The organism is Phaeobacter sp., assembly GCF_022825805.1.
In the GTDB taxonomy this organism is placed as follows: domain Bacteria; phylum Pseudomonadota; class Alphaproteobacteria; order Rhodobacterales; family Rhodobacteraceae; genus Phaeobacter.
Window position 1 is genome coordinate 53123 of the sequence record NZ_JAJDWC010000042.1, and the last position, 10476, is coordinate 63598.

Annotated in this window: 8 protein-coding genes; 5 read left to right on the top strand and 3 right to left on the bottom strand. The window is 61.4% G+C overall.

The genetic code is table 11. From position 1 onward, the window contains the following. Nucleotides 1–226: 226 nt before the first annotated feature. Nucleotides 227–1411, bottom strand: a complete 1185-nt coding sequence (locus Q0C28_RS04670; protein ID WP_293573487.1) for a cytochrome P450 — start codon at nucleotides 1409–1411, stop codon at nucleotides 227–229. A gap of 60 nt (nucleotides 1412–1471) precedes the next feature. Here Q0C28_RS04670 and Q0C28_RS04675 point away from each other — a divergent pair, with 60 nt between their 5' ends. From Q0C28_RS04675 to Q0C28_RS04695, 5 genes are all read left to right on the top strand, one after another. Then, a complete protein-coding gene (locus tag Q0C28_RS04675; protein WP_293573488.1) occupies nucleotides 1472–3331 on the top strand; it encodes an ATP-binding protein in 1860 nt (619 codons plus the stop codon). Further along, complete coding sequence (locus Q0C28_RS04680; protein WP_293573489.1) at nucleotides 3328–4557, top strand: sigma-54 dependent transcriptional regulator; 1230 nt, start codon at nucleotides 3328–3330, stop codon at nucleotides 4555–4557. The genes Q0C28_RS04675 and Q0C28_RS04680 overlap by 4 nt, the downstream gene beginning before the upstream one ends. An 824-nt stretch (nucleotides 4558–5381) precedes the next feature. Further along, complete coding sequence (locus Q0C28_RS04685) at nucleotides 5382–6383, top strand: DctP family TRAP transporter solute-binding subunit (RefSeq protein WP_293573490.1); 1002 nt, start codon at nucleotides 5382–5384, stop codon at nucleotides 6381–6383. Nucleotides 6384–6492: 109 nt separating this feature from the next. Next, complete coding sequence (locus tag Q0C28_RS04690) at nucleotides 6493–7170, top strand: TRAP transporter small permease (RefSeq protein WP_293573491.1); 678 nt, start codon at nucleotides 6493–6495, stop codon at nucleotides 7168–7170. Continuing rightward, nucleotides 7170–8546: a TRAP transporter large permease gene (locus Q0C28_RS04695; protein WP_293573492.1), complete on the top strand. Its 1377-nt coding sequence runs from the start codon at nucleotides 7170–7172 to the stop codon at nucleotides 8544–8546. Before Q0C28_RS04690 ends, Q0C28_RS04695 begins: the two co-directional genes overlap by 1 nt. Before the next feature lie 211 nt (nucleotides 8547–8757). On the opposite strand, the gene tpiA is transcribed toward Q0C28_RS04695, so the two are convergent. Together tpiA and Q0C28_RS04705 are read right to left on the bottom strand one after the other, a co-directional pair. Continuing rightward, nucleotides 8758–9501, bottom strand: coding sequence for a triose-phosphate isomerase (gene tpiA, locus Q0C28_RS04700; RefSeq protein WP_293573493.1), 744 nt, complete (start codon nucleotides 9499–9501; stop codon nucleotides 8758–8760). Nucleotides 9502–9871: 370 nt separating this feature from the next. Next, nucleotides 9872–10231: an iron-sulfur cluster assembly accessory protein gene (locus tag Q0C28_RS04705; protein WP_293573494.1), complete on the bottom strand. Its 360-nt coding sequence runs from the start codon at nucleotides 10229–10231 to the stop codon at nucleotides 9872–9874. Between the last annotated feature and the right edge of the window lie 245 nt (nucleotides 10232–10476).

A 10476-nucleotide genomic window follows, 5' to 3' on the forward strand; every position in this document is an offset into this window, starting at 1 on the left:
TGATCCATGTGGCTGGCCTTTGGGATCAGAGCCACCAGACGGGGGGTGCTATAAAGGGTGAAAAAGGGGGATATCCCCCTTTTTTATTGAGTATTTTTGGAAAGATGACAGGCTCTAGTTTGGACCTGATCCTGCGTCCTTTTTCAGGCGCTGTGCAGGGCCCAGCAACAGCCCCATAATGCGGCTGCGCCATGCGGAATCGTTCTGTGCCCTGCAAGCTGCGATATCAGACCGTGACCATCAGGCGCGTCAGCCCATGGAAATGGTAGGTGTTGTTGTATTCTGGCGGTTGCGCCAGACGCAGCTGCGGGCAGCGTTCAAACAGGATCGGCAGGGCGATCTGCATCTCCAACCGCGCGAGCGGCGCGCCGACACAGAAATGCAGACCCCCGCCAAAGCTCTTGTTCACTTTGGGTGGGCGTGTGGGGTCAAAACGCTCGGGATCAGACAGCACCTCCGGGTCGTGATTGGCCGCGGCCAGCAACAGCGCCACCTGATCGCCGCGCTGGAAGCTGTGGCCAAACATCTCCACCTCTTCGTAGGCATAGCGGGTGAACATATGCAGCGGCGGGTCGTAGCGCAGGATTTCCTCCACCAGTGCTTCGATCCCATCCGGGGTGAGCCAGGCCGGATCCCAGCCCTGCTGCAGCATGGTTTTGACGCCATTGCCCAGCGAATGCACCGTCGCCTCATGGCCTGCGTTCAGCAACAGGATGCAGGTGCCGATCAGCTCATCCGTCGACAGGCTCTCGCCGTCCTCTTCGGCCTGAATGAGCCGGGTGATCAGATCCTCGCCCGGTTCCTGGCGGCGTTTGTCCACGTAAGTTGTGAGAAAATCGATGAAGTCCTGGCTGGCGCGGGCGGCGGCATGTTCTGTCTCCTCGGTGCGCGAGGCCTGATACATGGCGACCATCTTATGCGACCAGTCCAACAGCTGCGGGGCCATTTCGGTGGGCACGCCCAACAGACGACAGATCGCCACCACCGGCACCTGGGTGCAATAAGCAGACAGCAGATCAAACGGTGCATCCTGGGGAAAGGCATCGATCAAGTCGTGGCACAGCTGGGTCAGCCCGGGGCCGAGGGCCTGCACCTCGCGGCTGGTGAACGCCCGCAGCACAAGGCGGCGCAGTCGGGTGTGGCGCGGGGGTTCCGCATCCAGCAGCGAATGGGCCTCGACCTGCAGGAATGGCGCCAGATGCGCCGGGCCGGGCTCCGCCAGTTCGGCCGGGATTTCGCGGCCAAACCGGCGGTCGCGCAGCAGCATATGGACGGCGGCATGAGAAAAGGCCGCCACCATGTCGTAGTCTTTCCAGAAATGCAGATGCCCGTCGCTGCGGGCTTTGGCATAAAACCCATAAGGAGACTGGACAAAATCGGGATCGGTGGGAGATTGAGTCAAAGTAATCATGACAGCAGGTGTCGCAATGGTGGCTGGTCAATGCAAGGGGCGCTTTGCTAGGTTGGCGCGATGACGCAGTTTCAGCAACATCGATGGATGATCCCGGCGCTTGTGCTCACCGTGGTGATGGCGATTGCCAGCGCGGTCTATGAGCTTGCCTATCGTCAGGCGCTCGACTCGCTGGGCGAACGCAGTGCTGCGGATCTGGCGCTGGCCTCGGACCGGGTGGCCACACAGCTGCAGGTCTATCAGGAATTGGCGGTGCTGATGGCGGGCCATCCGACCCTGAAGCGGTTGGACCGGGCTGATGCACGGGACGAGGCGCAGGCGGCGGCGCAGCAGCTGTTGCGTGAGGTGGCGGATAAAACCGCGGCGCTGGATGTGTTTTTTGTCGACCAGAGCGGGCGGGTCGTTGTCGCCGCCGCGGATGTGATGGGCCGCAGTGTCAGCGAGAGCGATTATTTCCAGCGCGCGATGCAGGGCGCGCTTGGCACCGGCTATGACGTGCTGGAGCCCGGGGGCCGGCGGGCCTATGTCTATGCTGCGCCGGATTTCGGGGTCGATGGCAAGGTGCGCGGCGCGTTGGTGGTGGTCGCAGACGTCGAGGATATGGAACAGACCTGGCGGGGGTCCCTGCCTGCGGTGTTTTTCACCAATCGCGGTGGCGAGGTGTTCATTGCCAATCGGCGCGAGCTGTTGTTCTGGCAGCGCAGCGATGCAGGCCCTGGCCTGCGGCCGCCCGATGGGCGCCCCGTGACCCTGCGGGCCTGGGATATCGGGCGTCACGAGATCTGGGATCTGCGCTGGTCACCCTATCTGCCGGAGCGCGCGCTGCATCAGGCGGTGAACCTGCCGCAGATCGGTATGGTGGGTGAAATCCTGGTGGATATCGCACCCGCGCGCCGCTTGGCCGCGCTGCAGGCGGCGGCGATGGCGGGGATCTGTCTGGCCTTTGGGGCGATGCTGGTGCTTGCCATTGAACGTCGCCGCACACTGGCAGAGGCCAATATGGTGCTGGAAAGCCGGGTGGCGGCGCGCACCAAGGCGCTGTCTGCGACCAATCTGCGGCTGACCCGCGAGGTGCAGGAACGCCAGGAGGCGGAGGCGGCGTTGAAACGGGCGCAGCAGGATCTGGTGCAGGCGGGCAAACTGTCGGCGTTGGGGCAGATGTCGGCAGGGATCAGCCATGAGCTGAACCAGCCGTTGATGGCGATCCAGCAGTTTGCCGAAAACGGCGAGGCCTTTGTTGCGCGGGGCAAGCCGGATCTGGCCGGTGAAAACCTGGGCCGGATTGCCCATATGGCGGCGCGGATGGCGCGGATCATCAAGAACCTGCGGGCCTTTGTGCGCAACGAAAGCGAGCCTATGGGCCGGGTTGATCTGGTGCAGGTGATCAACAGCGCGGCGGAATTGACCGAGCTGCGATTGAAAAAGGACGATGTGCGGCTGGTGTGGTCGCCGCCGCCGGGGCCGGTTTATGCCTGGGGGGGCGAGGTGCGCCTGTCGCAGGTGTTTGTAAACCTCATCAACAATGCCGCTGATGCGATGTTGCAGCAGAGCGCGCGTGAGATCCGCATCACCCTGCAGACTTTGCCGGCCGCCGAGGGGGCGGTGCCGCGCCATTGTGTCAGCCTGCGTGATATCGGGCCGGGGCTGCAGGAGCCGGAGAAGATTTTTGATCCGTTTTATTCCACCAAAGCGGTGGGCAGCTCTGAGGGCATGGGGCTGGGGTTGTCGATTTCCTACGGCCTGGTGCAAAGCTTTGGCGGCAAGATCCGCGGTGTGAATATCGCGCAGGCCGATGGCGGAGGTGCGGAGTTTACGGTTGAACTCGACGGCTGGAGCGCGCAGGAGGCGGGCGATGCGGCGGGGCCGGTCCAGAACCGCGCGCGCCTCGCAGCGGCAGAGCGCAAAGAGGGTGCAGAATGACCAACCGGGTCTTGGTGGTGGATGATGATGCGGCGGTGCGCACGGCTTTGGCGCAGACGTTGGAGCTGGCTGAATTCGACGTTGTCGCAGTGGGCTCTTTTGTGGCGGCCAAGGATCTGATTACGCCGGGATTTGACGGGGTGATCCTGTCCGACATGCGGATGCCGGGGCGCGATGGGTTCCATCTGCTGCACTATGTGCGCGATGTGGATGCGGATCTGCCGGTGATCCTGCTGACCGGCGAGGGCGACATTCCCATGGCGGTGCGTGCGATGGCGGATGGCGCGTTTGATTTTCTGGAAAAACCCTGCGCCAGCGCCGATCTGGTGGCGGTGGTGCGTCGGGCGCTGCAGGCACGTGCCCTGGTGCGCCAGACCCGAGAGCAGAAATCGCGGCTGGAAAGCGGCGATCCCGCAGCGCGGATGATTTTTGGCACCTCCCCGCAGGTCGACGATCTGCGCAGCCGCGCGCGCAGTGTGGCGGCAACCGGCGCGGAGGTGTTGGTGACCGGGGCGCCGGGCAGTGGGATTTCCAAAGTGGCGGAGGTCATTCATCTGCTGTCGCCACGCGGGCAGGCGGCTTTTGTCAAACGGCCCGCCGCCGGGCTGACGCCGCAGGGCTATGCAAGCCTGTGTCAGGACGCGGTGGGCGGCTCGCTCTATCTGGATGAAATATCGGCGCTGCCCAGCGAAACCCAATACGCGATGCTGGAGGCGCTGGAGCAGGGGCAGCAGACCCGTTTGCTGGTGGGGTCCGTGGTTGATCTGGGCGAGCTGGCCGCGCGCGGGGGATTTTTGGCGGATCTCTATTACCGGCTGGAGGTGATGCGGGTGCGCATACCGGCCCTTGCGGAGCGGCCTGCGGATATTCCGGTCCTGTTTTCGCATTATGTGGCGCAGGCCGCAGAACAGGCAGGGATTGCCACGCCCGATGTGCCGCAGGATCATCTGGCGGCCCTGATGGCGCAGGATTGGCCGGGCAATGCGCGCTCGTTGATGTCGGCGGCGATGCGATTTGTGCTGGGACTGCCGGAGGACAGCCCGGGGGCCACTGATCTGGGGCTGGCGGAGCAGCTGGCGCAGGTGGAGCGGTCGCTGTTGATCGCAGCGCTTGGTCGGCAGAACGGCAATGCGTCTGCCGCGGCCAAAGCGCTGAAGCTGCCGCGCAAAACGCTCTATGACAAATTGGCCCGTTACGGGATTCGCCCAGAAGATTACCGCCGCTGAGGCTGGGCCTCGGCCTGCGCTGGCGGTTCTGCGCTGTCGGTGCTGCGCTGTCGGTGCCATGCTCGCGGTGCTGAGTTGTGGCTGCTGCGTGGGGGGATCTGCGTCTGCGCTTTGGTGTCTCTTTGTGTCTGTTGGTGGCGGTTTGCCTCTTTAGGTCTGTGCTTGCCTTCTTTGTTTTGCCCAGTGGGCTGGTCGGGGTCGTCAGGATGGCGGCGCCGCCGGGACAGGCCGAGGGTGTCGGCCCGGTTTAGGCCCGGGTGCGGAGGTCTCTGGGCGCGGGTGTCAGTCCGACCCATGTCCGTTTGCATGTCTGTTTGGACGCCTGGTCCCGGTTTGCGGGTGTCAGCCGCATCGGGAACAGACTGGTCTCCGTGTCTCGGACCCAAATGGTGGGCCAGAGCGTGCTGGGTGATGTGCCAGACCACCCGTTGTGTCGCGACAGATCCAGACTGACACAGTGAGGTAAACCAGCCGTACCCAATGCGCGCGCTGATCACCATGGGGACGCAACACCCGCGTTTTATGGGCAGGGCATCTGCGTCCGGGTGTTGGAAAGCGGGCGATTCTGCCTGTCCAGAGCGGTGTCGCGATGTGTGCGGATTTCCGCACAGGTGGCTGGGGCCGCTGTGCGGGATTTCGCACAGTGCCGCCCGTGGCCTTGTGTCTGCGGATAAGGAACGGGATTTAGCCATCTGTTTTGGCTGATTAAAATTCATTTTTCACATTCTTGTAACGAATGCTTGAGCCCGCTGCGATGGGATTGGATGCTCGCTCCGGGGCTTTCGACTGTGCGAAAGCTATGGAGAAACTTCGGGAGGAATGACATGAAGTTTGTAACCGCTGCCGCCACCGCTGTGGCACTGACCATGACTGCAGGCACCGCTATGGCGGCTTGCGACGATGGTGAAATCGTCGTCAAATTCAGCCACGTGACCAACACCGACAAGCACCCAAAGGGTATCGCTGCGTCGCTGCTGGAAACCCGCGTGAACGAAGAGATGAACGGCACCATGTGCCTGGAAGTCTATCCGAACTCGACACTGTACAACGACAACAAAGTGCTCGAAGCGATGCTGCAGGGTGACGTGCAGCTGGCCGCGCCGTCGCTGTCGAAGTTCGAAAAATTCACCAAACAGTTCCGTCTGTTCGATCTGCCCTTCATGTTCAAAAACATCGAAGCGGTTGACGCGTTCCAAGCCTCCGAAAACGGCCAGGCCATGCTGGACAGCATGCAGCGCCGCGGCCTGCAGGGGCTGGCCTACTGGCACAACGGCATGAAGCAGATGTCGGCCAACAAGCCGCTGATCGACCCCAGCGATGCGGATGGTCTGAAGTTCCGCGTGCAGTCCTCTGACGTGCTGGTTGCGCAGATGGAAGCCATCGGTGGCAGCCCGCAGAAAATGGCCTTCTCCGAAGTCTATGGCGCGCTGCAGCAGGGTGTTGTGGATGGTCAGGAAAACACCTGGTCCAACATCTACGGCAAGAAGTTCTTTGAGGTGCAGGACGGCATCACCGAAACCAACCACGGTGCGCTGGACTATCTGGTTGTGACCTCTGTCGACTGGCTCGACAGCCTGGATCCAGCCGTGCGTGAGCAGTTCCTGACCATCCTGTCGGAAGTGACTGCGACCCGGAATGCAGAATCCACCAAAGTGAACGGCGAAGCCCGCCAGTCCATCATCGACGCAGGCGGTGTTGTGCGTGAGCTGACCCCAGAGCAGCGCGCATCCTGGGTCGAAGCGATGAAGCCGGTTTGGGACAAGTTCTCCGGCGATGTTGGTCAGGACATGATCGACGCGGCACAGTCCATCAACGCAGGCCTGTAAGGGTCTGATTTGAAAAGCTAACGGATCAGGCGTGTGCGGCGCCTGACCCACCCAGTTCGATGCAACACGGCATCACACGCAATTTTCCAAACATGTCGGGGAGAATGATATGGCGGGGGCAAGACCTGGCCCGACCGGGTTTATCAACAAGCTCGAAGAAACCCTTATTGCGCTGCTTCTGGGGCTGATGGCCCTGATCACATTTGCCAATGTGATCGCGCGGTTTGTGTTTAATTCCAACATTCTGTGGGCGCTTGAGCTGACAGTGTTCCTGTTTGCCTGGCTGGTGCTGCTCGGCGCATCCTATGCGGTGAAGGTGCATGCGCATCTGGGTGTGGATGCGATCCTGAACATGGTGTCACCGGCGACGCGTCGGGTGATCGGTCTGATCTCTGTCAGCTGCTGCCTGGTGTTCTCGCTGCTGCTGTTGAAGGGCGCTTATGATTATTGGGCGGTCTTTGCGGATCTGCCGCCGACCTCTGGCCGCTGGTTCCCAACAGGGTTTGACATGAAGGCGCGCAGCCAGAGTTTTTATGAGGTGCAAGATGTGCCCATGGTGGGGTTCCTGCGCTTTCTCGAAGACCTGATCAACTATGGTGATGCCTATGAGAAGCTGCCGAAAGTGGTGCCTTATGTGATCCTGCCGATCTCCATGCTGCTGATGGTCTACCGTTTTGCCCAGGCGGCGCTGCAGATCCTGCGTGGCGAGGCGGATCGTCTGGTGGCCAGCCATGAAGTTGAAGATGAGATCGCCGAAGTACAGGCGCAACGCGGGGAGCACGACTGATGGACGTGGTATTGCTGTTTTCCATGGTCATTGGCCTGCTGCTGATTGGTGTGCCGATCGCGGTGGCGCTTGGCCTCAGCTCGACTCTGTTCTTGCTGATCTATTCCGACAGCTCGCTGGCCTCGGTCGCAGGCACGCTGTTCGAAGCCTTTGAGGGGCATTTCACCCTCTTGGCGATCCCGTTCTTTATCCTTGCCTCCAGTTTCATGACCACCGGTGGTGTGGCGCGGCGGATCATCCGCTTTTCCATCGCCTGTGTGGGCCATTTGCCCGGCGGTCTGGCGATTGCGGGTGTTTTTGCCTGCATGTTGTTTGCGGCGCTGTCAGGCTCGTCGCCTGCGACGGTTGTGGCGATCGGATCCATCGTGATCGCAGGGATGCGCCAGGTGGGCTACACCAAGGAGTTTGCCGCCGGTGTGATCTGTAACGCCGGTACGCTGGGCATTCTGATCCCGCCTTCCATCGTGATGGTGGTCTATGCGGCGGCGGTTGAAGTCTCGGTCGGGCGGATGTTCCTGGCGGGGGTCATTCCGGGGCTGATGGCGGGCCTGATGCTGATGATCACCATCTACATCATGGCCAAGGTGAAAAACCTGCCCAAGGGCGAATGGCACGGCTGGGGAGAGATCTTTGCCTCGGCGCGCGATGCGGGCTGGGGTCTGTTCCTGATCGTCATCATCCTGGGTGGCATCTACGGCGGCATCTTTACCCCGACCGAAGCGGCGGCGGTGGCGGCGGTTTATGCGTTCTTCATTGCTTGCTTTGTCTACAAGGACATGGGGCCCCTGTCGCGGGGCGAGGACGCGCCGAAAATCTCGCTCCTCAGCAAACCTTATGCGCTGATCACCGCGTTCTTTCATCCCGACACCAAACACACGCTGTTTGAGGCGGGCAAGCTGACGGTCACCCTGTTGTTTGTGATCGCCAATGCGCTGATCCTGAAACACGTGCTGACCGATGAGCAGGTGCCACAGCAGATCGCCAATGCGATGCTGTCGGCGGGCTTTGGTCCGGTGATGTTCCTGATCGTCGTGAATGTGATCCTGCTGATCGGCGGTCAGTTCATGGAGCCCTCGGGTCTGCTGGTGATCGTGGCGCCGCTGGTGTTCCCGATTGCCATCGAACTGGGCATCGATCCGATCCATCTGGGCATCATCATGGTGGTGAATATGGAAATCGGCATGATCACACCGCCTGTGGGTCTGAACCTATTCGTGACCTCCGGCGTGGCCGGGATGCCGATGATGGGTGTGGTGAAGGCGGCTTTGCCATTCCTCGCCGTGCTCTTCGTGTTCCTGATTATGATCACTTATATTCCGTGGCTGTCGACGGTGTTGCCCAATGCGGTGATGGGGCCGGAGATCATAACCAAATAGGCCGGCTCCGTTGGTCTATATGCTCAAGAAAAGAGAAAGGCGCCCTGAGAAACCGGGGCGCCTTTTTACTGAATGGCTCTCAAAGAGAGATGAAAAAGGGGGCTTTGCCCCTCTGCGCTGGCGCGCATTCACCCCAGAGTATTTGTGGAAAGATGACGGGGCGGCGTCGCGCTTGGTGCTGTCATCTTTCCCTTAAATACTCAAATGCGCTTCAGCTGGCATCAAGCGCTTCGATGATGGGGGCGAAATCGGCTGCCTTGAGACTGGCGCCACCGACAAGCGCACCATCCACATCCGCAACCGCAAAGATCTCAGCAGCGTTGCTGGCTTTGACGGAGCCGCCATAAAGGAGACGGATGGCCGCTGCGGTCTCTGCGCCAAAACGCGCGCTCAGGCTAGCGCGCAGATCGCTGTGGACCTCGGCGATTTGCGCCAGCGTCGGGATCTTGCCGGTGCCGATGGCCCAAACCGGTTCATAGGCGACCACCACGGTTGCGCCTGTGCTGTTGTCGGGGAGGGAGCCTGTCAGCTGGTCGCGGACCACCGCCAGGGTGTTGCCCGCTTCGCGCTGTTGCAGGGTTTCGCCGACGCAGATGATGGCTGTCAGATCCGCGGCCATGGCGGCTTCGGCTTTGGCGCGGACCTGGGCGTCGGTTTCGCCGTGATCCGCGCGGCGTTCGGAGTGGCCGAGGATCACCGCGGTGGCACCGGCATCGCGCAGCATTTCGGCGCTGATGTCGCCGGTGTGGGCGCCGGAGGCCGCAGCGTGGCAATCCTGACCGCCAAGGGCGATGGCGCTGGTGGACAGGCGCTCGGCGGCGCGGGACAGTAGCGTGGTTGGGGGGCAGATCAGCACTTCTGCACTGGCGGCCGTGTTGGCCAACGCATCCAATGTGTCCAGCGCGGCTGCGGTGCCGTTCATTTTCCAGTTGCCTGCTGCCAGTTTGCGCCGCATGTGGTGGTCTCCCGTTTGAGTGGTTGTGGGCCCAGTTTGTTCTTTGGCCAGTTTGCCAAGTGGCCAGGTTGCCAAGTGTCCTGTCGGCCTGTTGGTAGCATCGTTGGTCTGGCATCACAATTGACTGCAAGGCCAAGCTTTGGGGCGAGTCTTGTGGACTGGCGTGGGAGGACCTGGCGCGCAAGCCTGATGCGTAACGCTGCCAGCTGTCGTTCAGGTGGAGAGGGCCGTCCAGTTCACGGACGAAAGACAGTTGGGCAGGACCGCGAGGGTCCCGCCGACACGGATTGCAGATATAGTGTGTGGTCTGTGCTGATGTTGCCTGCCTGGGCGTTTGCCGTTGCGCAGCGGCCCGGAGCCAAGCGGTGCCTTAGCCGACAGGCATGTCCTTGAAGCTGATGGATTCGCCGCAGCCGCAGGCATCTGTCACATTTGGATTCTTGAACTTGAACCCTGCTTCCAGCAGCGACACCTCATAGTCGATTTCGGTACCGAACAGGAACATCTGCGCCATGGGTGCGATCAGGACCCGCGCCCCTTCGTGTTCGACGACCTCATCGTTGGGGTCGGCTTCATCAACGTATTCCATCGTGTATTCCATGCCCGCACAGCCGCCTTTCTTGACGCCGATGCGCAGGCCTGAATGGCCGCCCTGGTCCATCAGCTTGGCGATCTGAGCGGCTGCTTTTTCGGTGATGGTGACCGCTTGTTTGCCGGGGATACCGAACATGTCATACTCCAATGTCGCGCGTTGCCTCTAATTTAGGGTGCTGGCGCGTCAGGCTCAAGGGGGCGCGTAGGACCTGTCGCTAACAAGCGATATGTCCGGTGTAGATAACATGCGATCTGTCCGGTTTTATCATGTCTCCGAAAGGAGGCGTTATGAAGCGGACAGAAGTGTTACAGGAAGTTCGACTTATGAAGTTCGAAGACGTGTATTCGCGGCGGACCGCGAACAAGCTGACGCAAGAGCAG

What these genes read in the sequence shown, in the direction of transcription:
- Q0C28_RS04670 (WP_293573487.1), bottom strand. Translation starts at nt 1,411, where the DNA reads ATGATTACTTTGACTCAATCTCCCACCGATCCCGATTTTGTCCAGTCT.
- Q0C28_RS04695 (WP_293573492.1), top strand. Translation starts at nt 7,170, where the DNA reads ATGGACGTGGTATTGCTGTTTTCCATGGTCATTGGCCTGCTGCTGATT.
- Q0C28_RS04675 (WP_293573488.1), top strand. Translation starts at nt 1,472, where the DNA reads ATGACGCAGTTTCAGCAACATCGATGGATGATCCCGGCGCTTGTGCTC.
- Q0C28_RS04690 (WP_293573491.1), top strand. Translation starts at nt 6,493, where the DNA reads ATGGCGGGGGCAAGACCTGGCCCGACCGGGTTTATCAACAAGCTCGAA.
- Q0C28_RS04685 (WP_293573490.1), top strand. Translation starts at nt 5,382, where the DNA reads ATGAAGTTTGTAACCGCTGCCGCCACCGCTGTGGCACTGACCATGACT.
- Q0C28_RS04680 (WP_293573489.1), top strand. Translation starts at nt 3,328, where the DNA reads ATGACCAACCGGGTCTTGGTGGTGGATGATGATGCGGCGGTGCGCACG.
- tpiA (WP_293573493.1), bottom strand. Translation starts at nt 9,501, where the DNA reads ATGCGGCGCAAACTGGCAGCAGGCAACTGGAAAATGAACGGCACCGCA.
- Q0C28_RS04705 (WP_293573494.1), bottom strand. Translation starts at nt 10,231, where the DNA reads ATGTTCGGTATCCCCGGCAAACAAGCGGTCACCATCACCGAAAAAGCA.